Raw genomic sequence first — 26483 nt, forward strand, 5'->3', positions numbered from 1 at the left:
GAGCGATGTCCATCTCCGAGCTCCTGCGCGCGCGCGGGCTCTCTCCCAAGAAAGGGTTCGGTCAGAACTTCCTCGTCGACGTCGAGGCGGCGCGCCGGATCGCCGAGGCGGCCACCACGCCCACGGGCGGCGCGGTGGTCGAGATCGGGGCGGGGCTCGGCGCGCTCACGCGGCCGCTCCTCGACCGCGCCGCGCACGTCGTCGCGATCGAGCGCGACCGCGACCTCGTCCCGATCCTCCGCGAGCAGCTCGCTGGCCCGATCGAGGAAGGCCGGCTGACGCTGCTCGAGGCCGACGCCGCGCAGGTCGACTGGGTCGCTTCGCTCGCCGGGAAGCCGCCCCCGCGCGCTGTGGCCGGCAACCTCCCGTACCAGCTCACAGGCCGGCTCCTCGAGCAGGCGACCACGATCGCGCACGAGATCGACCGCGCGGTGTTCATGGTGCAGCTCGAGGTCGCCGAGCGCCTCACCGCCGCCCCTGGCAGCGGCGACTACGGCGCGCTCTCGGTCTTCGTGCAGGCCGCGTTCGACGTGCGCCGCCTCCTGGTCGCGCGCGGGGGCGCGTTCTATCCGAGGCCCGAGGTCGACTCGGCCGTCGTCGTCCTGACGCCGTCACGCCCGCGGCGGGCCGAGGAGACGGACGCCTTCCGCGCCGCGGTGCGCGCCGCCTTCTCGGCCCGCCGCAAGACGCTCCGCAACGCCTGGAGGAACCTCTACGGCTGGTCGCCGGAGGAGCTCGATCGCCGCGCGAAGGACGCCGGCATCTCGCTCGACGCGCGCGGCGAGACGCTCAGCGTGGAGGCGTTCGCGCGGATCGCCGCCGCCAAGGGCCGCTGACCGCGGTCCCGCGCGAGCGCCGACCGCCGGCCCGCGCGGTCGTTCTCTTGCGGGAGTGGGCCTCGGAACCCCTAGTCGGACGCGCAGGTCCGTGCTAGTGCGCCGCCCGACTCGTCAAAGCTCGTACGAGGAGGGCTCCCGCTCCATGGTTGTTGGAAAGATCACTCAGGTCATCGGACCGGTCGTCGACGTCGATTTTCCGTCGGGCCAGCTGCCCAGGATTCTGAACGCGCTCAAGGTGAGCAACCCGAGCATCTCGGCTGATCCTGACAACCTCGTGCTCGAGGTCGCCCAGCACCTCGGCGAGTCGACGGTGCGCACCATCGCGATGGACTCCACCGACGGCCTCGTGCGCGGCATGGAAGTCCGCGACACCGGCAAGCCGATCATGGTGCCGGTGGGCAACGAGTGCCTCGGCCGGATCCTGAACGTCGTCGGCGTGCCGATCGATGAGGCCGGCCCCGTGCACGCCAAGAAGCTGGCGCCGATCCACAGGGAGCCTCCCCCGTTCATCGAGCAGTCGACCAAGGTCGAGGTCTTCGAGACGGGCATCAAGGTCATCGACCTGATCGCCCCCTACCGCAAGGGCGGCAAGATCGGCCTCTTCGGCGGCGCCGGCGTCGGCAAGACGGTGCTCATCCTCGAGCTCATCAACAACGTCGCGAAGGCGCACGGCGGCGTGTCCGTCTTCGCCGGCGTCGGTGAGCGGACGCGCGAGGGCAACGACCTCTTCCTCGAGATGAGCGAGTCGAAGCTCGCGGACGGCAGCCCCGTCATCTCCAAGGCCGCGCTGATCTACGGCCAGATGAACGAGCCCCCGGGGGCCCGCGCCCGCGTCGCGCTCTCGGCGCTCGCCGTGGCCGAGCACTTCCGCGACGAGGAGGGCCAGGACGTGCTCCTGTTCGTCGACAACATCTTCCGGTTCACCCAGGCGGGCTCCGAGGTGAGCGCGCTCCTCGGGCGTATTCCGAGCGCCGTCGGCTACCAGCCGACCCTCTCGACGGAGATGGGCGCCTTCCAGGAGCGCATCACCTCGACGACCAAGGGCTCCGTCACCAGCGTGCAGGCGATCTACGTCCCTGCCGACGACCTGACCGATCCCGCCCCGGCCACGGCGTTCGCCCACCTCGACGCCACCACCGTGCTGTCGCGCGCGATCTCGGAGCTCGGCATCTACCCGGCCGTCGATCCGCTCGACTCGAACTCGACGATGCTCGATCCCCAGATCGTCGGCGAGAAGCACTACTCCGTCGCGCGGCGCGTGCAGCAGACGCTGCAGCGCTACAAGGACCTCCAGGACATCATCGCCATCCTCGGCATGGACGAGCTCAGCGAGGACGACAAGCTCGTCGTGTCGCGCGCCCGCAAGATCCAGAAGTTCCTGTCGCAGCCGTTCTTCGTCGCGGCCCAGTTCACCGGGCTCGAGGGCAAGCTCGTGCCGCTCAAGGACACGATCGCGGGCTTCGAGGAGATCCTCGACGGCAAGCTCGACCACGTCGCGGAGCAGGACTTCTATCTGGTGGGCGGCATCGACGAGGTGAAGGCTCGGGCCTCGCAGAGGGCGGCTTGAAGCAGCCATGGCCGACACAATCCTCCTCGAAATCGTGACGCCGACCGGCGTCGCGCTGCGCGAGCAGGTCACGGACGTGACCGCGCCGAGCGTCGCCGGTGAGTTCGGCGTGCTCCCCGGGCACCTCCCGCTGCTCGCCGCGCTCCGGACTGGCCTCGTGACCTACCATCAGAACGGCCAGGAGCACCGCTTGGCCGTCCATCACGGCTTCGTCGAGGTCGCCAACGACACCGCGCTGCTGCTCACCGAGCGCTTCGCGAAGAAGGACGATGTCGACGTCGTGAGGGTGCGCCTCCGGCTCAAGGAGGTCGACGCTGAGCTCGACCACTGGCAGGGCGACCTGACTGATCCGCGCCGCCGCGAGCTCATCGAAGAGGAGCAGTGGCTCGCTACCGAGCTCGAGCTCATCGGTGACCCGCCGCCGCCGATGGTCCGCGAGGACACGCGGTTCCTCGCCGACCACGCCGAGGCGCCCTCTGTCGAAGAGATGGTCGAGGCCTCCCACCCCGACGAGAGCCTCACAGACCACAAGAAGCCCGGGTCTCCGTTCCCCGACCCGAAGTGACGTACCTGGCGGCAACCGCCTTGCGCGTGCGGCCGCCGCACAGGACACTGTTCTTCACACTGGCCGCGGAGGCCTGGGGAATTTCCCGCTTCGCGAGCTGCCCGCACCGCCCAGGCGCTGGCGCGAACGCCGCCACGCCGTTCGGGTTCACCCGTGACGATCTGCGGGCCCCGCACGCACGGGGCCCTCAAGGCAGCCCATGATCTCTCCGGAGACGATCGCGCTCGTGAAAGAGCGCACGGATCTCGTAGCGCTCATCGGCGAAAGCGTGCGCCTCACGCGCCGCGGACACTCCTTCACCGGGCTCTGCCCCTTCCACAAGGAAAAGACGCCGAGCTTCCACGTGAACCCGAACCGCGGGTTCTATCACTGCTTCGGCTGCAAGGAGACCGGCAGCGCCATCGACTTCGTGATGAAGCTCGAAGGCCGGACGTTCGCCGAGGCGGTGCGCGCGCTCGCCGAGCGCGCCGGCATCGAGGTGGCGGACGCGATGACCGAGGCCGAGCGGCGCGAAGCGCACGCGGCGCGCAAGTCGAAGGACGACCTCTACGCCGTCAACCACCTCGCCGCGACGTTCTTCGAGCACAGCCTCCGCGGCGGTCCTGGCACCAGCGCGCACCCGCTCTCGCGCTACGCCCACGAGGAGCTCCAGCGTCGCGGTCTGCCCCTCCGCGACGGCGAAGGATCCGTCGACCCGATCTCCGACGCCCTCCAGGCGTTCCGGATCGGCTACGCCCCGTTCGGCTGGGACGGGCTCGCCAACTTCCTGCGGCAACAAGGCGTCTCCCCGGTCCTCGGCGAGCGCGTCGGGCTCCTCGTGCCGCGCTCGTCGGGGAGCGGCCATTACGACCGCTTCCGGCACCGGCTCATGTTCGCCGTGACCGACGTGATGGGCCGCGTGATCGCGTTCAGCGGGCGCGCGCTGCCGGATCCGAGCCCCGCGGAGCTCTCGTCGCTCGGCCTCACCGGCCCTGCGCCGCAGGCCGACAGCGCGCCGGCGAAGTACATCAACAGCCCCGAGTCGCCGATCTACACGAAGGGCGAGCACCTCTTCGGCCTGTACCAGGCACGCCAGGCGATCCGGCAGCACGGGGAGGCGATCCTCGTGGAGGGCAACTTCGACGTCGTCGCGCTGCACGCGCGCGGCATCGGCCAGGCGATCGCGCCGCTCGGCACCGCGTTCACGCCCGCACAGGCGAAGCTCATCAAGCGCTTCGCGCCCGCGGTCGTCCTGCTCTTCGACGGCGACGCGGCCGGCAAGAAGGCCACGCGCGCGGCGCGCGCCCCCTGCCGCGAGGCGGGGCTCAGCGCCCGCGTCGCCGTGCTGCCCGCCGGCCTCGATCCCGACGACCTCGCGCGCAAGCACGGCCCCGACGCGGTCGCGCGCATCCTCAAGGGGGCGCGCGGCCTGCTCGAGCACCTCATCGACGAGGCGCTCGACGGCGACAGCTTCGGGGGTTCTTCGCTCCCCGAGCAGTTCGCCCGCGTTCGCGCCGTGACCTCGCTGCTCGCGGAGGAGGACGACCCCAACCTCCGGATGATGGCGAAGCTCTACGCCGACCGCGTCTCCTCGAAGCTCGTGATCGGCGGTCGCTCGCCCGACGACCTCCGGCAGCTCGAGCGCGTCGTCGAGGAGTCGCTCTCCCGACCGCGAAGCCAGCCCGCCCGCGAGGTGACCCCCTCCGGACAGTCGACCGAGACCTGGGAGAACGCCCGGTCGCGCGCGCAGGTCCAGGAGATCAGCCTCGAGATCCTGGGATCGATCCTCGATTTCCCCGAGCTCCTGGCCGACGATGAGGTGCAGGCCGCGCTGGAATGCCTTGAAGGCGACGTCGCTCTTGCAATTGTCACAGCGCGTCAAAATTTCACATTTGAAATGGGACTTGCCGCCGGCGAATTTCTTGCGCAAGTCCCGGCTCCGATCCATTCATTCGCGGCTGGACGGCTGGTCTCGCCTGTCTTCGAAGCGGCCTCAACGGCCAAGGCGACGCTCTTGGAAAACTCGAAAAAGTTGAGCAGGCAAGCCCTGGCGCGACAGAAGGCCGCCGTGATGAGCCAGCTTCAGAAGAGCACGGTGGACGCCGATGCTGAAAACGCTTTGCTGCGTGAGCTATTCCAGCGGAGAGCGGGGGGGCTCGGTCTTCCTTGATGCGTTCCGGGTCGCCCCGACGTGGCGCCCCGACGTGCGTGATCCCTAAAGTTTGTCGGAATCATTTGGTGTCTTGTCGGTCGCGGCGAGCTGATCGCCGCAAGTGGAGCATGAGGTAATGGCGAGCAAGGCCAAGCAATCTTCCGGTCGGGCAGGCGGGGTCGCGAGGGCGGCGGGGGGCGGCGCGCTGAACGGCGCGCGGCACGCTTCGACACGCGGGCACGCTGAGGCAGGGGCACGCCCAAGCAACAAAGGAGACGCGGGCATCCGAGCCGAGCGGTCAGAGAAGGACCGGAAGACGCTGGAAAAACTCGTCGAGACCGGCAAGAGCAAAGGCTTCCTCACCTATGACGAGGTGAACGACGCGCTCCCCGCGGACGTCGCGCCCGATCAGCTCGACGACGTGGTGGGGGCCCTCGGCGACGAGGACATCGAGATCGTCGACGGCGCGACCCAGGTGAAGATCGCGCCGAAGCGCATCGCGGACGAGGAGGCGGGCGAGAAGAAGCTCGTCGTCACGCCCGACCGCGAGGAAGAGGACGTCGACTACTACTCGAAGTCGAACGATCCCGTCCGGATGTACCTTCGCAAGATGGGCAGCGTCTCGCTGCTCACCCGGGAGGGCGAGGTCGAGATCGCGAAGCGGATCGAGATCGGCGAGCAGAAGGTCAACGCTGCCATCCTCGATTCCCCCATCGCCGTCCGCGAGATCATCGATCTCGGCGAGAAGCTCCGGAAGCACAAGATCCGGGTGAAGGAGCTCATCAAGGACGCCGAGAACGACGACCAGGAGTTCGATGAGGAGGAGGCCGATCGGCGCATCATCCGCCTCATCGACAAGGTGAAGCGCGTCGACAAGAAGAAGGCGGAGCTCCTCGAGGAGCGCAAGGACGTGAAGACGGAGGTCCGCCGCAAGCAGATCGACGTCGAGGTGACGCAGGCGACGGCCGAGCTCGTGACGACGCTCGAGGAGATGCGCCTCAACAAACGGACGATCGACAAGATCGTCCAGAAGCTGAAGAGCCTCATCTCGAAGGTCGAGAAGGCGGAGGCCGGCGCGACGGAGCTGGAGCGGCGCACGGGGCTCTCGAAGGGCGAGCTCAAGCGCGAGCTCATCAAGGTGAAGGGCAACCGCGCCCTCGAGGGGCGACTCGCCAGGAAGCTCAACGTCAACCGCGAAGAGCTCAATGACTTCGAGTCGACCATCAAGAACGCCCAGAAGGGCCTCAAGAAGGTCGAGGAAGAGCTCAACATCGACGTCGCGGCGATCCGCGAGACCTACGAGAACATCCGCGAAGGCGAGCGGATGGCGGAGCGCGCCAAGGCGGAGCTTGTCGAGGCGAACCTCCGCCTCGTGGTCTCCATCGCGAAGAAGTACACGAACCGCGGCCTCCAGTTCCTGGACCTCATCCAGGAAGGGAACATCGGCCTCATGAAGGCCGTCGACAAGTTCGAGTACAAGCGCGGCTACAAGTTCTCGACGTACGCGACGTGGTGGATCAGGCAGGCGATCACCCGCGCGATCGCGGACCAGGCGCGGACGATCCGCATCCCGGTCCACATGATCGAGACGATCAACAAGCTGATCCGCACCTCGCGCTACCTCGTGCAGGAGTACGGCCGCGAGCCGACCCCCGAGGAGATCGCCGAGAAGATGGAGCTCCCGCTCGACAAGGTGCGGAAGGTCCTGAAGATCGCGAAGGAGCCGATCTCGCTCGAGACCCCCATCGGCGAGGAGGAGGACTCGCATCTCGGCGACTTCATCGAGGACAAGAGCGTGATCTCGCCCGCTGAGGCCGTGATCAACATGAACCTCGCCGAGCAGACCCGTAAGGTCCTGAAGACGCTGACCCCGCGCGAGGAGAAGGTGCTCCGGATGCGCTTCGGCATCGGTGAGAAGAGCGACCACACGCTCGAAGAGGTCGGCCAAGACTTCGAGGTCACCCGCGAGCGCATCCGCCAGATCGAGGCGAAGGCGCTCCGCAAGCTCCGGCATCCCAGCCGGTCGAAGCAGCTCAAGAGCTTCATCGACAGCTAGCCCGTGGGCTGTCCTGCTCGGCGACCGAAGGCAGCCCCCGCGCGCAGGCCGCGCTGCCGTTCTCTGCCCTGCGAGCCGCGCGCTCGCAGGGGGAGCGGCTCCCTTTTCGAGCAGCGCGCCGTGGTCGTGGTCCTCCTCGTGGTGGCGGGCGCGCTCCTCGGCGCCGGGTGCAAGAAGACCATGTCCGAGGACGACTGCCGCAGAGTCGGCGAGGCCATGCGCGCCGCCTGGGCGGCAGAGGTGAAGCGGGTCGGGCCCGCGGATCCGCAGGTCTCGGGGAAAGCCTCGGTGGTGCTCGCGAGCGAGGGCGAGCGGCTCTCGTCGGAGTGGACGTCGGACTGCCGGCGGGAGCTCGCCGGGAGCGAGGTGGACCCGGGCGAGATCGACTGCCTCACGCGCGCGAAGACGCTCGAAGAGCTCCGCCGGTGCGGCGCGCCGTGATGAACACCTGCAGGCGCGCCCGAGGGGCGCGCTGCCGCGACTCGGCTCAGGCTCAGTTCAGGTAGCGCTTGTCCTTCGGCGGGTCTTTCTGACCGCCGGGGATGACCCGGAGCGGGACGCCGCCGGAGCGGCCGCGCGCCGCGGGGACGCGGCGGAGCGCGGCGGACTGCGCCTGGAGCTGGCGGAAGCGCATCCGAAGGTAGAAGCGGCGCAGCGGAGAGTAGTCACCGAACAGGTAGCCCGCGAGCATGCCGCCGAACGGCGTGATCAAGCCCTCGGGGGGCGCGCGCATCGCGATGACGTTGAGCACCGAGATGGCGAAGATGAAGACGAGCAGCATGGTGCCCGTCACGGGGAGGACGAAGAAGAGGCGGACCGTGGCGTGGCGGTGCGCGAGCGCCCACGCGACGGCGACCGCCTCGATCATGCCGAGCCCGCCGTAAAATACGGACTGCGCCACCTTCGGGAACAGGGCGCCGATCGCCACCTGGAGCGCGAACGCGAAGGCCGCGGAGCCGAACAGGAACGCCACCATGCGGCGGGCGCCCCAGCGCTCCTCGAGCGAGGTGCCGAGGAAGTACAGGCCGAGGAGCGTCGTGACGAAGTGCCAGGGGTCGCTCGGGCTGTGGACGAGCGGCGCGGTGAGCAGCCGCCACACCTGACCGTGGAGCACCCGGTCGCTGATGCCGAGGAACGGCTCCAGGACTCCTTCCCCGGCGCCTCCCCAGTTCAGACCCAGGGTGAACATCACCCAGATACAGCCGATCGCGATCATCATCCCCAGCAGGGCCTTGCCTGGTCTGGGGAACCCCATTGAGCCGTGCTCCGGGCGCATGCTTTCCACCTAACAGCCGCGCCCCCGCCGGGCAACCGCTGCCCCCGCACTTTGCCGCGGTGCGCCCCCTGTCAGCGCGCGCGCGCCCCGCCCAACACCCGCCTCACGCCAGCCAGGACGCTCCGGGGCAGGGGCCGCCCGGCAGCCGCGGCAGGTCGGGGCGGCGCGCCAGCGGCTCGTCCCCTGGTCCCACCTCCCGGGTTCCCTGATGCCCCGCAGGGCGGCGGCTCAGAAGAAGTTTCCGATGTTGAACTCGAACTTGTACGTCTCTTCGTAGGACAGCCGCTTGAACGGGAAGCCCCACTCGAAGCGCAGCGGTCCGAGCGGCGAGAACCACCGGAGCCCGAACCCCCACGAGGTCCGGACGTCGAGGAGGCGCTGGAGCGAGAAGCACGGGTTCGTGACGTCGTTCGGCGAGGCAGGGGCGGCGTTGCAGTAGAGCTTCTCGAGGTTCCAGGCGTTGCCCAGGTCGGTGAAGACGACGCCCTTGATCTGCACGGCCTCGATGAGCGGGAACTCCAGCTCGAGGTTCTGGTAGTACATCAGGTTGCCGCCGATGTTCGCGCCGTTCGCGATCGGCGGAGAGTTCGGGTCCAGGGAGTCGCGCAGCGGCAGGCGCGGACCGATGTCCCGGATCTCGAAGCCGCGCACGTCGAGGATACCGCCCAGGAAGAAGCGGGCGAAGATCGGCACGCCCTCCGGGTTGGGGCTCGTCACCATGCCGGCCTCGGTGTTCAGCTTGAGGACCAGGCTGTCCGTGATGGGGTAGTAGAACCGCCCCGTGGCGCGGTACCGCAGGAACTCGTTCTGGCTGCCGAACGCGCTGTGCGCGAGCTCCACCGAGCCCTGCAGGTAAATGCCGGACGTCGGGAAGAGCTGGTTGTTGCGCGTGTCGTAGGTGAGCGCAGGGCGAACGCTGGACGTGATCCCGTCGTTGAAGAGGTTGTAGAGCGGGAGCCGCTGGAACGTGGACCGCGCGTCCGCCGTGCCGAGGCCGGTCGTCGTGGACGATGAGATCTCGTCCTTCTCCAGCGTGTAGGTGAGCTGCGCGCGGAGCTCCGGCTCGATGAGCGGGTAGCCGAGCGTGAGCGAGCCGCCCGTGGAGGTCTGCGAGAATTCCTTGTAGGCCCGTAGCTGGTTGTAGACGCTCACCGCCGCGGAGAACGGGCTGTCGAACAGGTACGGTTCGAAGAAGCGGAGGTCGATGAGCCGCCGCAGCCCAGAGATCTGCGCCTGCAGGGAGAGCGACTGGCCGCTTCCGAGCAGGTTCGCCTGCTGGACCTGCGCCGTCGCGATGAAGCTCTCGACGCTCGAGAAGCCGGCGCCGATCTGGAAGGTGCCCGTCGGCTTCTCGCCGATGTCGACGTTGACGTTGATGTGCTGGGCGTCCTCGCCCTGCTCCGTCGAGATGTCGACCCGCTCGAAGTAGCCGAGCGCGGTGATCCGCTGCTTCGATCGCTCCAGCTTCGTCTCGCTGAACAGCTTCCGCTCCTCCACCTCCATCTCGCGGCGGATCACCTTGTCCCGCGTCTTCGTGTTGCCGCGGATCTCGATGCGCCCGAAATAAACGAGCTGGTTTCTGCGGATGCCGACGGTGATGTCGACCTCACGACGGTCGGGGTCGAGCTGGGTGTCAGGCGACGCCTCGACGTTGGCGTAGCCGGCGTCGCGGTACAGCGTCTGGATCGCGCTGAGATCCTTGGCCAGCTCGGCGCGGTTGAACCAGTCCCCCGACTTGGCCCGCACCATCTCGCGCAGCGCCCGGCGACCGCCGAGCGGCTCGATCTCGCGGCCGTCCGCGTCACGCTCGTACACGCGGAGCGAGCGGATGCGGAACCGCGGCCCCTCGTTGATCGTCAGCGTGACCTCGATGCCCGTGCGGTCCGGCGTGAGCATCACCCTGGGCGTCGCGACCTGCACCGCCAGGAAGCCGCGATCGTAGTAGAGCGCGTTGATCACGAGCACGTCGCGCTCGAACGCGTCCTGGCGGAACGGGCCGCCCGTGCCGAAGGCGAAGAAGCCCCCCTGCCCCGTGATCATCACCTCCCGGAGCTCCTCGTCCGGGATGCTGTGGTTGCCGATGAAGGTGATGCGCCGGACCGTGACCGGCGCGTGCTCCTTGATCGTGAACTTGAGGGTGACCTGGTTCTCCCGCTCCGGCTTGACCTCGTAGCTGACCTCCGCGAGGAAGTAGCCCTCCTCGGCGTACTTGTCGCGGAGCTTCTGCACGCCGCGCCGGATCGCCGCGTAGCTCAGGATCGTGCCCGGCTTGACCTCGACCGAGAGCGCCTCGGTGAGATCCTCGCTGTTGATCTCGTTGTTGCCGGAGAACTCGATGGCCTTGATGCTCGGCCGCTCGCGGACGAGCACGCGCAGGCTCACGCCGTCGTCGCGGCGGGTGAGGTCGACCTCGACGTCATCGAACAGGCCGGAGTCCCAGAGCTCGCGCACGTCGCGCGCCAGCCCCTCCGGGGTGAACGGCCGGCCGACCCGCGTCTGCCCCAGGTAGACGAGCACGTCCTCCGTCGAGACCCGCCGGTTGCCGGCGACGGTGACCTGGACGACCGGCTGCCCGCGGGCGAGCTCGGCCTCGGTGGGCGCCAGGTCGATCGTCGGTTCGGCGGCGTCGGCGGCGCCCTGCACAGGTGTACCGGCGGCGCCGGGCTGCGCGCCCCCGGCCGGGCTGGCCGGATCCGGCGGCGCAGCGACGCCGGCCGGAGCGGGAGACGGCGTGGCGCCACCCCCGGGCGGCTGGGCGCCCGGAGCACCTCCGGGCGCCTGCGCTGCCGCGAGCCGGGGCGGTAGAGCCACTGCCGCAACGAACACCAGGAAGAGGCCGAGCCAGACGAGCCGCAGCCAGCGGCCGGGGAGGCGAAGCATTGGACGGGTGCCTGTCGCGTACAAGGCGCCACCCCGTAGCCCAGTGCGCCGTGAGTCTCAAGGGCGGACGCCGAAAACAGGGCGTCGCCGACGGGTCGCGCTGCGAACCCGGCGTTCGGGTCGATCTCCGGGCCATCTGACGCTATGCCAGGGCCCGAACGAGCGCAGGCGAGCACTCGCCGCCAGAAATTCCCGCGAGGTAGCCTTGACCGAGCGCGAGGCCCTGGGTAATTGCCGAGGCTCGCCAGCGTTCACCTGAACATCGGAGCACTGTTCAACCGGTGCCCGCGAACTCCCTGGAGTAACGCGTGTCTCGAACCCCCTCCCTTCCGCCCGACGGTGAGGCGCCCCGCAGGGGCCGCCGCGGTGGCCGGCCCGGCGACGACGAGCCGCCGCCGCCCCCGGCGCCCGACACCTCGCTCGCCGACGAAGCGCAGCGCCGGTACCTGAACTACGCGCTCAGCGTCATCACGTCGCGCGCGCTCCCCGACGTGCGCGATGGGCTGAAGCCGGTGCAGCGCCGCATCCTCTACGCGATGCTGCACGACCTGCACCTCGGGCCGGACGCGAAGTTCCGGAAGAGCGCCGCGGTCGTCGGCGACGTGATGGGCAAGTACCACCCGCACGGCGACGTCGCGATCTACGACGCGATGGTCCGGCTCGCGCAGGACTTCGTGATGCGGGCGCCGCTCATCGCGGGCCACGGGAACTTCGGTTCCGTGGACGGCGATGCGCCGGCGGCCATGCGCTACACGGAGGCGAAGCTCCGCCCCCTCGCGCTCGAGCTGCTCGGCGAGCTCGGCCAGCGCACCGTGGATTTCCGACCCAACTACGACGGGACCCGCTTCGAGCCGATCGTCCTGCCGTCGCGCTTCCCCAACCTGCTCGTGAACGGCTCGCAGGGGATCGCGGTCGGGATGGCGACGAGCATCCCGCCGCACAACCTCGGCGAGGTGATCGACGCGTGCGTCGCGCTGATCGAGAGCCGCGAGCTCACCACGCAGAAGCTGCTGTCGTACGTGAAGGGGCCCGACTTCCCGACCGGCGGCCAGCTCCACGCGACGAAGAAGGAGCTCGAGGTCGTCTACACGTCTGGTCAGGGCTCGCTGAAGCTCCGCGGCGAGTGGAAGCTGGAAGAGGGCGACGGCAAGCGCGGCGCCGCGCCGCAGATCGTGATCACCTCGATCCCGTACGGGGTCGAGCGGAAGGCGATCGTCGAGAAGATCGCCGAGGTGATCATCTCGAAGAAGCTGCCGACGCTCGTGGACGTGCGCGACGAGTCCACGGGCGAGGTGCGCATCGTGATGGAGCTCAAGCGCGGCGCCGACGCGCAGCTCGTGATGGCGTACCTCTATAAACAGACGCCGCTCGCGATCAACGTGCAGGTGAACCTCACCTGCCTCGTGCCCACCGACAACGCGGAGGTCGCCGCGCCGCGGCGGCTCGGCCTGCACGAGATCCTGACGAAGTTCCTCGACTTCCGCTACGGGACCGTGACGCGGCGACTCGAGTTCCAGCTCGGCGAGCTGAGGCGGCGGATCACGATCCTCGAGGGCTTCGAGAAGATCTTCGACGCCCTCGACGAGGTGATCCGGATCATCCGCAAGAGCGAGGGCAAGGCGGACGCCGCCGAGAAGCTGATCAAGCGCTTCGCCCTGAACGAGGAGCAGACGGACGCGATCCTCGAGCTCAAGCTCTACCGGCTGGCGCGGCTCGAGATCCTGCTCGTGCAGAAGGACCTCGCCGAGAAGCGCGCCGAGGCGAAGCGGATCGAGGGGCTGCTCAAGAGCGACGCGAAGCGCTGGGGGATCGTCCGCGACGAGCTCATCGAGATCAAGGGGTCCTACGGCGAGAAGCGCCGCACCAAGGTGGTCGGCTCGATCGACGAGCCCGAGTACCAGGCCGAGGACTTCATCGTGGCCGAGGACGCGAACGTCATCCTCTCGGCGCAGGGCTGGGTGAAGCGCGTCCGCGAGGTGAGGGATCTCTCCTCGACGCGCGTCCGCGAGGGCGACAGCGTGCTCGCGGCCGTCGCCGGCTCGACGCGGTCGACCGTCGCGTTCTTCTCGAACCTCGGCGCCTGCTACGTGTGCCGCATCCACGACGTCCCGCAGTCGACCGGCTATGGCGACCCCGTGCAGAAGCTGTTCAAGCTGGCCGACGGCGAGCGGCTGATCGCGATGCTCTCCTTCGATCCGCGGGCGCTCGACGTGCCGGCGGCGACCCCGGACGCCGCAGAGCCGGAGCCGCCCTTCGCGCTCGCGATCACGCGCGGGGGCCTGGGCTTCCGGTTCTCGCTGCGCCCGCACCGCGATCCCTCGACGCGCTCCGGGCGCCGCTTCGCCAAGCTGAACGAGGGCGACGAGGTGCTCTTCGTCCACGCCGTGGACGGCGCCGACAGGGTGCTCTGCGCCTCGAGCGACGCGTGGGCGCTCAGCGTGGCCGTGGAGGAGCTCGCGCTGCTCTCCGGCCCGGGCAAGGGCTCGGTCGTGATGCGGGTCGCCGAGGGCGAGCGCCTCGTCGGCGCCGCGCTCGCCCTCGGCCCGAACGACACGATCACGGTCGAGACGGAGAAGGGCAAGGCGCTCGAGATCGCCGCGAGCAAGATCGCCGGCCCGCGCGGCACCCAGGGCGAGCCGGTCGCGCGACGCGACCGCTTCGCCCGCGTGGTGCCGCCGGCCGTCGTCGTACCGACGCTGGAGGTGAGCTGACATGGCCGCCACGAATCCCCCGGTCCGCGCCGCGTCCGGCGCACGTTACACGGCTGCCGACATCGAGGTGCTCGAGGGCCTCGAGCCCGTCCGCAAGCGCCCCGCCATGTACATCGGCGGCACCGATGTCAGGGGCTACCACCACCTGCTCTGGGAGATCGTCGACAACGCCGTCGACGAGGCGATCAACGGCCACGCGAAGCGGATCGAGGTGACGCTCGACGCCGACCTTCAGGGGGTGACCGTGACCGACGACGGGCGCGGCATGCCCGTGGACGTCCACCCCCGGTACAAGCGCCCCGCGCTCGAGCTCATCCTCTGCACGCTGCACGCGGGCGGGAAGTTCGGGAGCGACAACTACAAGGTCTCGGGCGGGCTCCACGGCGTCGGCTCGAGCGTGGTGAACGCGCTCTCCGAGCTCGTCGAGGTCCGCGTGCTGCGCGACGGGTTCGAGCACCAGCAGACGTTCTCGCGCGGCGCCCCCATCAGCAAGCTCAAGAAGGGCGCGCCCACCCGCAAGCACGGCACGAGCATCCACTTCCGGCCGGACCCGGAGATCTTCGGGCAGGGCCGGAAGTTCGACCCCGAGACCATCCGTGAGCGCCTGGAGGCCAAGGCGTACCTGCACGGCGGGCTCGCGATCGCGTTCCGCGATCTCTCGTCCGGCGAGTCGATCGAGCTCCTCCACCCGAACGGCATCGCGGACTTCCTCCCCAAGATGGTCGCCCAGCGCGGCAAGGCGGTGACGCACCCGTCCATCTTCTACGTCGCGCGCGAGGGCGAGATCCGGCTCGAGGCCGCGCTCCAGTGGACCGAGTCGACCGACGACTACGTGAAGTCGTACGTCAACGGCATCCCCACCCACGCGGGCGGCTCGCACGAGTCCGGCTTTGGCGCCGCGATCGTGAAGGCGGTCCGCGCCTTCATGGACGCGAAGAAGATCCAGCCGAAGGGGGTGACGCTGACGGCTGACGACATCCGCGAGGGGATCGTGGGCGTCCTGTCCATCTACATCCAGGAGCCCCAGTTCCAGGGGCAGACGAAGGATCGCCTCAACAACCCGGAGGCAGGCCCGGCGGTCGAGGGCATGGTCCGACCCGCGCTCGAGCAGTGGCTGCTCCACAACGGCACCGCGGGCGAGTCGATCGTGGCCCGCGCGATCCTGGCGGCGCGCGCGAGGGAGGCGCGGCGCGAGGCCACCCAGCAGGTCCTGCGCAAGACGCCCGTGTCGCACCGGCTCAACCTGCCGGGCAAGCTCGCCGACTGCGCCTCGACCGATCCCAGCGAGAGCGAGCTCTTCATCGTCGAGGGAGACAGCGCCGGCGGCTCCGCCAAGCAGGGGCGGGATCGCCGGACCCAGGCGATCCTCCCGCTGCGCGGCAAGGTGCTCAACGCGGAGCAGGCCTCGACCTCGAAGGTGCTCGGCAACAAGGAGCTCCAGGACATCGTGAGCGCGCTGGGCTGCGGCTTCGGAAAGGACTTCGACGCCTCCAAGCTGCGCTACGGCAGGATTTTTCTACTCATGGACGCCGACAGCGACGGCCAGCACATCGCGACGCTGCTGCTGACGTTCTTCTACCGGCACCTGCCCGGCCTGCTCCGCGGCGGCCACGTATTCCTCGCGCAGCCGCCGCTCTACCGGATCGACGTGGGTAAGGAGACGCACTGGGCGCTGGACGACGCAGAGCGCGACCGGATCCTCGCGAAGCTCCCGAAGACAGCCAAGGCGGATATTTCCAGGTTCAAAGGGCTGGGCGAGATGCCCGCGGAGGACCTCAAGGCGACGACGCTCGACATCCGCCGCCGGCGCGCGCTGCGCATCGTGATCGAGGGAGAGATCGAGACCGATCGCATCCTGAACGAGCTGATGGGCAAGGACGCTCAGGCGCGCTTCCGCTTCATCATGGAGCGCGCGCCGAACGCCGAGATCGACGTCTGATCCTCGACGCCTCGATCCCGAGATCGTTGAGACACGCCGCGCGCTCGCCGCATTGGATGCCGAGCCGCGGGCGTTCATTCATCACCTGACATCATCGACAACGCCGCGAGGAGGCCTGGTGACACGCCTTCTCGACGGCGTGCGCCGTGCGCGAGGCACGCTGTGCCAGGCACAAGTGATCCCGGGCGTCTGTGTCGCGTGAACGGCAGGCCACACCCCCTATGACATCGCGTGCAGGTTGACGAGGAATCCCAGCGTTTTGTGCTGCGGGATGCCGGATCACGTGAGCCAGAAGCGCTGCGTCCGCTTGCGGCCTACCGGTTGCAATACGCCCCACCGGTGGCCGCGATGACCGCGGCACACCGCCCCTTCACCTGGAGAGGTACTCGTGACGACTGCGCTTCCCATCTCGACTCCGATCGCACCCTCCTCGTCCCACAACACGCCGGCCGCACGCGCCCTGTCGGTCCCGGCCGTTCCGACCGCGATCGCCGGCGGCGCGCCGGCCGTGCGGCCCACTTCGCTCGCGGCGCCTCGCGCCGCAGCGCCGAGCTACGGCGTGCAGCCGCCGCGCGAGCGCGCCGCAGCGACCGCGGTCTCGCGCTCCACGCCGCCGCCGCGCCCGGCAACCCCGCTCCCGCGCAGCACCTCGGAGCGGCTCCTCCTCGGCCGCGACCGCATCCGCAGCGCCGCGGAAGCGGGCCAGAGGATCCGTTCCTACGAGGTCGCACTGGATCTCGATCTGTCCGAGTTTCACTTCGCGCGGCTCTTCCGCGCCGCCTTCGGGCTATCGCCGCACGTCTACTACGACGAGGTGCGCGCGGAGCGCGCCCGTGCGCTGTTACGCGATGGGCTGACCGAGGGGGAGGTCGCCCGTCGCATCGGCTTCCGCAGGCCCGCGGAGCTCCGGGCGCTGCTGTCCAAGCGCGGCGGCGCGCTGTCCCCGGCCGGCGAGGCGGAGGCGAGCGACGCCTCGGCCGAGTGATCTGACGGGGGGCGCCGGTCGTGCGATGCGTCGGCGCCACAACCACCCCCCACGATGCGGGGACAAATTCCCTGCCCCCATGACATCGAGATCAGAGTCGCCTGTGCTTGAGCGAGGGTAGATTCGCCCTGACCCGATCGAGATAGGCGGGATCGAGCATCGCCATCGCGATCCCCTCCCCTTCGGAGGCCTGGGCGATCACCTCGCCCCACGGATCGATCACGCACGACTTCCCGAACGTCGCTCGCCCGCCGGGGTGCTTGCCCCACTGCGCCGCGGCCACCACGTAGGCCTGGGCCTCGATGGCCCGCGCGCGGAGCAGGACCATCCAGTGGTCCTTGCCGGTGAGCAGCGTGAATGCCGCGGGGACGACGATGGCCTCTGCGCCCGCCGACGAGAGCGCGCGGTAGAGCTCCGGGAACCGGACGTCGTAGCAGATCGACAGCCCGAGCTTCACGCCGTCGATCTCGGTGACGACCGGGCCCTCGCCGGCGGTCGTCGACGCGGACTCGCGGTACTTCGTCCCGTCGGCGATCTCGACGTCGAAGAGGTGGATCTTCCGGTAACGGGCCGTGAGCCGGCCGTCGGGGGCGAAGACCGCGCAGGTGTTGTACGGCCGCGCCGGGTCGTGCGCGCGCTCGGGGAAACCGCCGGCCACGATCGTCACGCGGGCGGATCGCGCTGCGTCGGCGAGCCGCTGCGCGATCGGGCCGCCGCCGGCGTCGAGGTCCTCCGCGATGTTGCGCTTCCCCTCCTCGCTGCCCATGTACGCGAAGTTCTCGGGCAGCACGACCGTGGTCGCCCCACGGCGCGCCGCCTCCGCGACACGCGCCTCCACCCGCGCCAGGTTCTCGCTCACGTTCTCCTGGCTGGAGAGCTGGAGGGCCGCCCAGATGACCGGTTTCTGCATGCGGCAAGCTTACCGCACGAGGAACCGGCGTGGACTTCGCGCCGAGCAGCGCGCGGTGTTCACCGGGTTCAGCGACCTCCGGACGCGGCCGCGGCCCCGCCCGCGGTTCCGTCTGCGCCCGCAGCCCCGCCCGCGCCCGGCGCCCCGCCGGTCCCTGCGGTTCCGCCTGCGCCCGCAGCCCCGCCTGCGCCCGCAGCCCCGCCTGCGCCCGCAGCCCCGCCTGCGCCCGCAGCCCCACCGGCTCCGCCTGCGCCGGCGGTCCCATCGCCGCCGTCGAGGCCGAGGCCGGGTTCAGCGCACTCGAGCGGCGCGCTGTGGTACGCGCACCTCGCGCCGCACGCGACGCACACGCAGGCGAGCACCTGCTGGAACGCGCGCTGGGCGGCGCCCGCGTCCTCAGGGAACACGCACGCCGCCTGGCAAGCCTTGTCGCGACCGCATTCGTTGAGGCACAGGCTGATCTGCCTGCAACCGGGCTCCCCGTCGCACGCCGAGAGCTGCGCCTCGCAGCGCGCGCCGCGGGCGGCGTGCTCGTTGAAACAGTCACCGCACCGCCCGGCTTCACCGCCGTACGCCGCGACGCACTCGCAGAGGTTCGCCGGCCCAGGCCCCTCGTCGATGCCCGCGTCGGGCGGCGCCCCCCCCGCCGCTCCAACGCTGGTGGACGAGCCGGCCTGAGGGCGCGGGGGCGGGAGCCGCTCCTCGGTGCAGCTCGCGAGCGACGCGACCGCGAGGACCGCGCCCCACGCCGCCACGACGCAGAGGACAGCGCGTCGGTACCACCTGACAGGAGCGCGCGTCGCCCTCCGCACGAATGACATGATGGCGACGAGCGTAGCCTGCCTCTCCCCCCGGGCCGAGCCCCGAGCCGCGCGGCTCCTGGCCGTTCGCACGAACGGTCAACGTCGAGCGGAACCCTCTCCCGGCGGCCGCCGATCGCTTCTATGCTTTACCGACAGATCACGAAAATTCTCATGGAAATCGCTCCCCTCTCGTTGTTACCGCGCTCCGTGCTCGCCCTGGCCAAGGAGGTCGCGCGCGCGCTGCTCCGGCGACCCGTCGTCGGCATCGCCGCCGCCGCGCAGACCGCAGACGGCCGGTGGCTGCTCATACGCCGCAGCGACACCGGCACATGGGCGCTCCCGGGAGGGACCCTCGAGTGGGGCGAGACGCTCCGCGACACCGTGGTCCGGGAGCTCGCGGAGGAGGCCGGCGTCACCGAGGTCGAGGTCGGGCGGGTCGTGGGCGTGTACTCGCGCCCCGATCGCGACATCCGGTTCCACGCCGTGACGGTCGTCGTCACGGCCCGGATCGGCGCGCCCACGCGCCCTCCCCAGAACCCGCTCGAGATCCGGGAGGTCAGGCTCTTCCGGGAAGACGAGCTCCCGGCCGAGCTCGCGATGGGCATGGGGGATCTCCTCGCCGCCGCCCGGCGCGCCGGCGACACGGAGCTCGAGTGAGCCGAGGCAAGCGATGACGCAGGCACACCATGACGAGACCGGCGCGCGGAGCGCGCTGCAGGGCGGGCTCACGACCGATCCGAAGCACAAGGCGAGGATCGACGAGCTCGCCGAGCGCATCGAGAAGTACAGGGCGAGCTACTACGCCGGGCACCCCGAGATCTCGGACGCGGCGTTCGACGCGCTCGAGGACGAGCTCCGCGCCCTCGATCCCGCGCACCCGGTGCTCGCGCGCGTCGGATCGGCCTCGCTGATCACCGAGTGGGAGAAGGCGCGGCACGAGATCCCGATGGGCTCGCTCAACAAGGTCGTCTCCGAGGACGAGCTCCGGGGTTGGGTCGCCCGCTGCGACGAGATCCTCGTCAAGGACGGGCACGGCGCGGGCGGCGAAGGCGGGCAGCCGGCGGACCCCGCCGTCGCGAGCGTCGCGAGCGTCGCGAACGATCTCTTCGTCGCGGAGAAGCTCGACGGCATCTCCATCGAGGTCATCTACAAGGGCGGCAAGCTCGTCGACGCCATCACCCGGGGCGACGGCGAGTGGGGCGAGCGGATCACCGCCAACGTCGCGAGGATGAAGGGGGTTCCCTCGAGGATCCGGGAGAAGGGCCGGCTGTCCGTGCGCGGCGAGATCATCCTCCGCCTCTCGGACATGAAGCGCTACTTCCCCGGCGTCACCAGCCCGCGCAACATGGCCGCGGGCGCGGCCAAGCGGTTCGACGGCCAGGGGGCAGAGCACTGCACCGTGCTCTTCTACGACGTCGCCGAGCACCTCGAGATCCCGACGTGCCAGGCGCGCTTCTCCTGGCTGCGCGATCTCGGCTTCGCGACGCCGCAGACCGCCCACGGCAGCGTCGAGGACGTCGTGAAGCTCTACCGGCGCTACTCGAGCGAGCTCCGCGCGGGCCTCGACTACGAGATCGACGGGCTCGTCGTCTACGTGAACTCGCTCCACCTCCAGGGCCTGCTCGGCGACGTCAACCGGCGGCCTCGCGGCGCGGTCGCGTTCAAGTTCGCCTCGCCCGCCAAGGTGACGACGGTCGTGGCGATCCAGTGGGACACCGGTCCGAGCGGGCGCGTCACCCCGGTGGCGATCGTCGAGCCGGTGGAGCTCGCGGGCGCCAACGTCCGGCGCGCCTCGCTGCACAACGCGGCCAACGTGCGGAGCCTCGGCATCGGCGTGGGCGACGAGGTGCTCGTCTCGCGCCGCAACGACGTCATCCCGTACGTCGAGGAGGTCGTCGAGAAGCGCGGACCTGTCGCGGTGCCTCCGTCGACCTGCCCGGTGTGCAGCGCGCCGCTCGTCGTCGAGGGAGAGTACCTCCTCTGCCGGAACGCCGGGTGCCGCGCCCTCATCGAGGGGCGCATCCACAACTGGATCGACGCCATCGGCGCGCTCGAGTGGGGCGACAAGCTGATCGAGCAGGTGGTGGAGGCGGGGCTCGTGCGAGAGCCGCTCGACCTCTACAAGCTCACGGTGAAGGACATCGCCGAGCTCGATCGCCGCGGCGAGAAGAGCGCCACGAAGTGCCTCGATCAGCTCAGGAGCCGGCTCCCGCTCACCCTGCCGGTCTTCCTCGCCGCGCTCGGCATCGAGGGGTTCGCGATCCAGACCGCGCGGCTCCTGGTGTCGGCCGGGTACACCACGATCGAGAAGCTGCTCGCCGCCGGCGAGGACGAGCTCGCCGGCATCCCGGGGCTCGGCGCGATCAAGGCCGCGAGCATCGTCCGCGGGCTGCGCGCCCGCAGTGACGAGATCGCGCGGCTGATCGCCGGCGGCATCGTCCCGGTCGCCCCCGAGGCGGAAGGTCCGCTCGCGGGCCTCACGTTCTGCTTCACCGGCGCGGCGGCGCGCCCCCGCGGCGAGCTCACGCACCTCGTCGAGTCGAACGGCGGCCGGGTGCTGAACAGCGTCACGAAGGAGCTCAACTACCTCGTCCTCGCCGACGTGGCGTCCGCGTCGAGCAAGGCGGTGAAGGCGCGCAAGTACGGCACGAAGCTCATCACCGAGGACGATCTCGACACGCTCATCGCCGAGCGCCGCGGCGGCTGAGGACACCGGACCGCCGGCGTCACCAGGAGATGACCTGGTCCTCGGTGACGCCGGAGACGTCCCGGAGCTCGAGGACCCTCCCGCTCGGGAGGCGGATCGTGCCCGAACAGAGGCAGATCGGCTGCAGGAACTCGGACGCGAGCCAGCCGAGGTTCGTGTGGTTCGAGTGCGCCGCGCCGGGGATGAACCGGAGATCCACGGAGCCGTCCGCGGTCCGGACGTGCCACGGGTCGAGCGGCCGCGTCGCGTCGAAGGTGAACCGGCCTTCGGCGAGCGGGATGAGATCGCCCTCGACCCAGAGCGCGCACTCGGCGTCGCCGACGAACCCTTCGCCCAGGTTCAGCCCGACGCGCTCGCCGCTCTGCGCGCGCCCCATCGCGAGCGCCCAGCGCCACGTCGTGCGGCGCGGCAAGAGCCCGCTCGTGTAGTCGTAGCTGGCGAGCGCGCCGTCGAGCGAGATCCTGCGGCCGAGCACCGATGCCTCGCCTTCGACGCCGAGGAGCTGCCGCTTCTCGGTCGCGATCAGCACGCCGCCCGGCGTCTGCGCGACGACCGAGATCGCCGGCGGCGCCGCGCCGGTGTCGAGCCGCGCGCGCAGATCGATGCCACGAAACGCGGCGGCGACCATGATCCTCGCCTCGCCGCGCGGACGCTCGATCCGCACGCGTCCGAGCGGCATCCACGCGCGCGCGGAGCTGCCCTCGCCGCCCACGTCGCCCACGCTCGCCGCGAAGGGTGGGCCGAACGTCGAGCGGTCCACGAGCAGCCTCCGGCCCACCTTGTCGAAGACGACGCCGAACGCGTTCGCGAGGTAGCCGAGGTGCACGACGGCGGCGGCGATGAAGACCTCGTCCGACACGATCGCCACGTAGGTCCACCGCTTGTGCTTGAGCAGCCGGTCGCGCCTCCGCGGCGCCAGCGGCGTCAGATCGACGCGAGGGAGCTCGCCCCGGTAGGAGCCGACGAGCGCCGCTCCCGTGATCGGATCGAGGATCGCATCGGGCGGCGTGTGGAGCTCGCGCATCCCGCGATCGTAGCGGCGGCGCGGACGCTGCCCAAGGCAGGCGACTCCTGAAACATGGCATCCGTGAAATGCGGCGAGCGCTCGCCTGCACGGCCATCCGGCTCACGCCGCGACGGTCGATGACGACGCGCGGCGGCGCCGGAGCGCTGCGCGCCCGCGGCTCCCCCGCTAGACTCGCGTCATGATCGACGCCATCACCGCGCCCCCGATCCCCCAGAACGAGCCCGTCCTCGCGTACGCCCCTGGCAGCCCGGAGCGCGCGGCCCTCAAGGCCGAGCTCGATCGCAGGGCGCGGGAGACGATCGAGATCCCGATGGTCATCGGCGGCGAGGCGGTCCGGACCGGCGCGCTCGACGAGGTCCGCGCGCCGCACCGGCGCGATCTCCTGCTCGCCCGCGCCCACCAGGGCGGCGCGGAGCACGTGGCGCGCGCGATCGAGGCCGCCAGGCGTGCGCACGCCGCCTGGTCGAGGACGCCATGGACGGCGCGCGCCGCGGTGTTCCTCAAGGCGGCCGAGCTGCTCGCGACCAGATACCGCCCCCTGCTCAACGCGGCGACGATGCTCGGGCAGAGTAAGACGGCGTACCAGGCGGAGATCGACTCGGCGTGCGAGCTCATCGACTTCTTTCGCTACAACGTCCACTTCGCCCACCGGATCGCGTCAGAGCAGCCGTCGAGCGCGCCCGGCAACTGGAACTTCGCCGAGCCTCGCCCGCTCGAGGGCTTCGTCTTCGCGGCGACGCCGTTCAACTTCACCGCCATCGCGGGCAACCTGTGCGCGGCCCCGGCGTTGATGGGCAACACCGTGGTCTGGAAGCCGTCGGCGAACGCGCTGTACTCGGCGCATTTCGTGATGGAGCTCCTGATCGAAGCGGGGCTCCCGCCCGGCGTCATCAACCTCGTCATGGGTCCGCCCGAGCTCGTCTCGAACGCCTGCCTCGATCACCCGGACTTCGCCGGCATCCACTTCACCGGATCGACCGCGGTCTTCCAGTCGATCTGGCGCCGCATCGGGGAGAACGTCGGGCGCTACCGCAGCTACCCGCGCATCGTGGGCGAGACCGGCGGCAAGGACTTCGTCTTCGCGCACGCGAGCGCCGACGTCGACGCGCTCGCGGTGGCCCTTGTCCGGGGGGCCTACGAGTACCAGGGGCAGAAGTGCTCGGCCGCGTCGCGCGCGTACATCCCCCGCTCGCTCTGGCCGGCCCTCAAGGACCGGATCGTCGGCCACGTCCAGGCGCTCCGCATGGGCGACATTGCGGACTTCCGCAACTTCATGGGCGCGGTGATCGACGGGCGCGCGCACGCCCGACTCACCGAGCGGATCGCCGCGGCGAAGAGGGACCCGGCGTGCTCGCTCGTGTGCGGCGGCGGCGCGCGCGCGCACGACGGCAGCGACGGCTGGTTCGTCGAGCCGACGCTGATCGAGACCACGGACCCGCGCCACGCGCTCATGACGGACGAGCTGTTCGGGCCGGTGCTGACGGCCTGGATCTACCCCGACGGCGAGGAGGCCAGCGCGCTCGCGCTCTGCGACGAGACGTCGCCGTACGGCCTCACCGGCGCGGTGTTCGCGCGGGATCGGGCGTTCATCGAGAGGGCGAGCGACGCGCTCCGCTTCGCCGCGGGCAACTTCTACATCAACGACAAGCCCACGGGCGCCGTCGTCGGGCAGCAGCCGTTCGGCGGCGCGCGCGCCTCCGGCACGAACGACAAGGCTGGCAGCCTGTTCAACCTGCTCCGCTGGGTCTCGCCGCGGGTCGTGAAGGAGACGTTCGCCCCGGCGCGCGCGGTCGCCTACCCGTTCATGGCAGCGGAGTAGGACGCGCGGCACGCGTCAGCGGGGCGAAGCGCCTCGCCGATCAATCCTCGGGCGAGTAGTCGCAGGCGCCGCTCGCGAGCGCATCGCAGGACCAGTCCTCCTCCTCGTAGCACGCGGCCTGGTGTTCGATCGCGTCCGCATAGGACGCGCGGTCGGACAGCTCCACGCACAGGGCGGCGCAGGTCTCTTTTCCGGGGCCATCGGGCTGGCACTCGGCGTTCTTGGCGCAGACGACCTCGCAGGGGTCGCTGCCCGCGCAACCGGCGGCGAAGGAGGAGAACAGCAGGGCGAAGAAGAGCGCGGGACGATGCATGGCAGGGAAGCTCCGGCCGCCATCGGAGCACGCTGCGGAGCCGGCGGCGAGCGGCGAGCAGCAGGGAGACCGCGCGTCGGCGGCGCGACCGGACACCAGGAGGGGAGCGCGCAGCGCTGGCGAGGGATCGAGCCGATGAACCAGCCGCACAGCCATGGTGCGCCGGCACCGGTGAGCTCGCGAGTCAAGACTGGGAATCTCCTTAGGCGTTCAGGTCTGGAACGATCATCATTTCAGGCGCTGCTCACCGGGCTCTACAGCACCTTTCCATGGCCGCGAGATGTAGTTGTGGAACAGCATTCATCCTTTCCGATGCTCCAGAGTTCCGGCCGACGAAACCTTGCGCTTTCATGGCACGTGGGGCCGTCTGCAGTGTAGGTGCACTATTCCTACAAGAACACAGCAGACACTGCTGTAGAGCAGCAGACGCTGGAGGTGCCATGAGATCGATTTATGTCCTGGGTTGCTTCGTGCTCGGCACGATCGCGGCGACCGCCGCGGGATGCGGCGGCGATGACGACGGTGTCGGTGGCGAGGGCGGTACCGGAGGAGCAGGAGGAGCCACGAGCTCCACGACGTCGAGCTCGACGAGTAGCAGCGTCACCACGGGTACTGGAGGCGAGGAAGGGGATCAGAACGACAGCATCGAGACGGCCGAGTCGATCGAGATCGACGCCGACGCGATGCAGGAGACGCTCGATCCGGTCGACGCAGACCAGGACTTCTACCGCTTCACCGGGACCAAGGGGCAGGTCCTGTACATCCTGACCGATGCAAAGCCGAAAGCCGACGAGACCGATCCGAGGTATCCCGATCTGGTCGTCTCGCTGCTCGATGCGCAAGGCGAGCAGATCGCCCGGAACGACGATCCGCCTCAGGGCGGCAACGACAGCCGGCTGATCACCGTCCTGCCCGCTGACGGCGACTACTACCTCCTCGTCGAGGAGTGCACGTCCGCGCTGGGCGCGAGCAGCTGCGCGCCCGCTGACGAGATCGAGCACTTCAATTACGCAATCGCCATCTCGTCGCTCGACGCGGCCGCCGCGGACGATGACAGCCTCATCGAGGACAAGGAGCCGAACGACGAGGAAGCGCAGGCCCTGCCGCTCCACTACGAGGCGCTGGACGACGACACGGGATACTACACGACGTTCCTGATCGGCGATTTCGAGAGCGCGACGGACGTCGACGTCTACTCGTTCACGCTGCCGGAGACGCCCGCCTCCGAGCACGGGCTCAAGGCGACGTTCGTCCTCTCGGCCCCGCCCGGAGCCGATGGCAGCGGCTCGACGGTGGACGTCAGCGAGATCACCGTGTTCGACGCGGCGGATCTGACCACCCCTTACGCGAAGATCGACCCGTCGAAGGGCGGCAGCATCGAGGTTCCCGTCAAGGCAGGCGAGGAGGCCGAGTACCTGGTCTTCGTCAAGCGCCCGCAGGGAGAGGTGGGGGCGAACGACTTCTACGTTCTCCTTCACAACCGATTGGATATCTCCGGTCGCGAGGCCGAGGACTTGACCAACAATCTCGCCACGACGCCGGAGGGCGATCTGTACTCCTTCGATATTGGGGGGGGCGGAATCGCCTACACCGTGGACGGCGAGCTTCCTGAAGGGGTCACCCCGGACACCGACCATTATGCGCTCCCGATGCCCGAGGGCGCGGACGAGACCTGGAGGGTATCCGCCTTCTGCGGAGCGCAGCGCCACGGCTCCGGGCTGCGCGAGTTCACGCTCACGCTGCTGAACGGCGATGGCACGGAGATCGGCAGCGACTACACGGCCACCGAGAGCGAGACGGCGGACCTCGAAATCGCGGGGGTTGCTCTCCCGGCAAGCCCCGCGGAGAACCGGTTGATCGCCCTGGTGTCGGCCGGCACGCCCGCCGCCGACGTGACGAGCCGCAGCTACGACTGCGTCTTCGGCTTCATCCCGGGCACCAACTGAGGGTCCGAC

Annotated in this window: 19 protein-coding genes; 13 read left to right on the plus strand and 6 right to left on the minus strand. The window is 69.9% G+C overall.

Annotated elements, in window-relative coordinates; genetic code table 11:
- The first annotated feature begins 5 nt into the window (after positions 1–5).
- The 6 genes from rsmA (at position 6) to WME96_RS23255 (ending at position 7599) form a co-directional block, all read left to right on the plus strand.
- Positions 6–836 carry a 16S rRNA (adenine(1518)-N(6)/adenine(1519)-N(6))-dimethyltransferase RsmA gene (rsmA, locus tag WME96_RS23230; protein ID WP_437283778.1) on the plus strand — a complete coding sequence of 277 codons (831 nt, stop codon included), beginning with the start codon at positions 6–8 and terminating at the stop codon, positions 834–836.
- 145 nt (positions 837–981) lie between these two features.
- Positions 982–2406, plus strand: a complete 1425-nt coding sequence (atpD, locus tag WME96_RS23235) for a F0F1 ATP synthase subunit beta (RefSeq protein WP_433937702.1) — start codon at positions 982–984, stop codon at positions 2404–2406.
- A gap of 7 nt (positions 2407–2413) precedes the next feature.
- Positions 2414–2971 (plus strand): ATP synthase F1 subunit epsilon, encoded by a 558-nt coding sequence (gene atpC, locus WME96_RS23240; protein WP_061618646.1) that lies wholly within the window; start codon positions 2414–2416, stop codon positions 2969–2971.
- A 199-nt stretch (positions 2972–3170) separates the two neighbouring features.
- Positions 3171–5120 carry a DNA primase gene (dnaG, locus tag WME96_RS23245; protein WP_437283779.1) on the plus strand — a complete coding sequence of 650 codons (1950 nt, stop codon included), beginning with the start codon at positions 3171–3173 and terminating at the stop codon, positions 5118–5120.
- A gap of 118 nt (positions 5121–5238) precedes the next feature.
- The gene (rpoD, locus tag WME96_RS23250; RefSeq protein WP_061618644.1) at positions 5239–7158 is read left to right on the plus strand and encodes an RNA polymerase sigma factor RpoD; all 1920 of its coding nucleotides are present in this window, start codon (positions 5239–5241) and stop codon (positions 7156–7158) included.
- A 120-nt stretch (positions 7159–7278) separates the two neighbouring features.
- Entirely contained in the window at positions 7279–7599 is a 321-nt protein-coding gene (locus tag WME96_RS23255) for a hypothetical protein (RefSeq protein ID WP_437283780.1), read from the plus strand.
- Positions 7600–7651: 52 nt separating this feature from the next.
- Here WME96_RS23255 and WME96_RS23260 read toward each other — a convergent pair whose 3' ends face one another.
- Positions 7652–8434 carry a rhomboid family intramembrane serine protease gene (locus tag WME96_RS23260; RefSeq protein WP_061618642.1) on the minus strand — a complete coding sequence of 261 codons (783 nt, stop codon included), beginning with the start codon at positions 8432–8434 and terminating at the stop codon, positions 7652–7654.
- A 228-nt stretch (positions 8435–8662) separates the two neighbouring features.
- On the minus strand, positions 8663–11314 hold the full coding sequence (gene bamA, locus WME96_RS23265) for an outer membrane protein assembly factor BamA (RefSeq protein WP_437283781.1): 2652 nt from the start codon (positions 11312–11314) through the stop codon (positions 8663–8665).
- A gap of 308 nt (positions 11315–11622) precedes the next feature.
- Here bamA and WME96_RS23270 point away from each other — a divergent pair, with 308 nt between their 5' ends.
- From WME96_RS23270 to WME96_RS23280, 3 genes are all read left to right on the plus strand, one after another.
- Complete coding sequence (locus tag WME96_RS23270; RefSeq protein ID WP_437283782.1) at positions 11623–14025, plus strand: DNA gyrase/topoisomerase IV subunit A; 2403 nt, start codon at positions 11623–11625, stop codon at positions 14023–14025.
- Position 14026: 1 nt separating this feature from the next.
- Positions 14027–15964 (plus strand): DNA gyrase/topoisomerase IV subunit B, encoded by a 1938-nt coding sequence (locus WME96_RS23275; protein WP_437283783.1) that lies wholly within the window; start codon positions 14027–14029, stop codon positions 15962–15964.
- A 388-nt stretch (positions 15965–16352) separates the two neighbouring features.
- Positions 16353–16949 (plus strand): helix-turn-helix domain-containing protein, encoded by a 597-nt coding sequence (locus WME96_RS23280; RefSeq protein ID WP_437283784.1) that lies wholly within the window; start codon positions 16353–16355, stop codon positions 16947–16949.
- 91 nt (positions 16950–17040) lie between these two features.
- On the opposite strand, the gene WME96_RS23285 is transcribed toward WME96_RS23280, so the two are convergent.
- Complete coding sequence (locus WME96_RS23285) at positions 17041–17859, minus strand: carbon-nitrogen hydrolase family protein (RefSeq protein ID WP_433926025.1); 819 nt, start codon at positions 17857–17859, stop codon at positions 17041–17043.
- 68 nt (positions 17860–17927) lie between these two features.
- Positions 17928–18614: a hypothetical protein gene (locus WME96_RS23290; protein ID WP_437283785.1), complete on the minus strand. Its 687-nt coding sequence runs from the start codon at positions 18612–18614 to the stop codon at positions 17928–17930.
- A gap of 219 nt (positions 18615–18833) precedes the next feature.
- Here WME96_RS23290 and WME96_RS23295 point away from each other — a divergent pair, with 219 nt between their 5' ends.
- On the plus strand, positions 18834–19319 hold the full coding sequence (locus WME96_RS23295; protein WP_433926027.1) for an NUDIX hydrolase: 486 nt from the start codon (positions 18834–18836) through the stop codon (positions 19317–19319).
- Between the two features lie 13 nt (positions 19320–19332).
- Positions 19333–21369, plus strand: a complete 2037-nt coding sequence (gene ligA, locus WME96_RS23300) for an NAD-dependent DNA ligase LigA (protein ID WP_437283786.1) — start codon at positions 19333–19335, stop codon at positions 21367–21369.
- A 19-nt stretch (positions 21370–21388) separates the two neighbouring features.
- Here the strand turns inward: ligA and WME96_RS23305 are convergent, their stop codons facing one another.
- The gene (locus WME96_RS23305; protein ID WP_437283787.1) at positions 21389–22393 is read right to left on the minus strand and encodes a DUF2804 domain-containing protein; all 1005 of its coding nucleotides are present in this window, start codon (positions 22391–22393) and stop codon (positions 21389–21391) included.
- A 181-nt stretch (positions 22394–22574) separates the two neighbouring features.
- Here WME96_RS23305 and pruA point away from each other — a divergent pair, with 181 nt between their 5' ends.
- Entirely contained in the window at positions 22575–24215 is a 1641-nt protein-coding gene (pruA, locus tag WME96_RS23310; RefSeq protein ID WP_437283788.1) for an L-glutamate gamma-semialdehyde dehydrogenase, read from the plus strand.
- Between the two features lie 40 nt (positions 24216–24255).
- On the opposite strand, the gene WME96_RS23315 is transcribed toward pruA, so the two are convergent.
- Positions 24256–24528 (minus strand): hypothetical protein, encoded by a 273-nt coding sequence (locus tag WME96_RS23315; RefSeq protein ID WP_437283789.1) that lies wholly within the window; start codon positions 24526–24528, stop codon positions 24256–24258.
- 440 nt (positions 24529–24968) lie between these two features.
- On the opposite strand from WME96_RS23315, the gene WME96_RS23320 reads away from it, so the two are divergent.
- Positions 24969–26474: a pre-peptidase C-terminal domain-containing protein gene (locus WME96_RS23320; RefSeq protein WP_437283790.1), complete on the plus strand. Its 1506-nt coding sequence runs from the start codon at positions 24969–24971 to the stop codon at positions 26472–26474.
- Positions 26475–26483: the final 9 nt, after the last annotated feature.

The sequence above is a fragment of the Sorangium sp. So ce406 genome, assembly GCF_051474675.1.
In the GTDB taxonomy this organism is placed as follows: domain Bacteria; phylum Myxococcota_A; class Polyangia; order Polyangiales; family Polyangiaceae; genus Sorangium; species Sorangium cellulosum_G.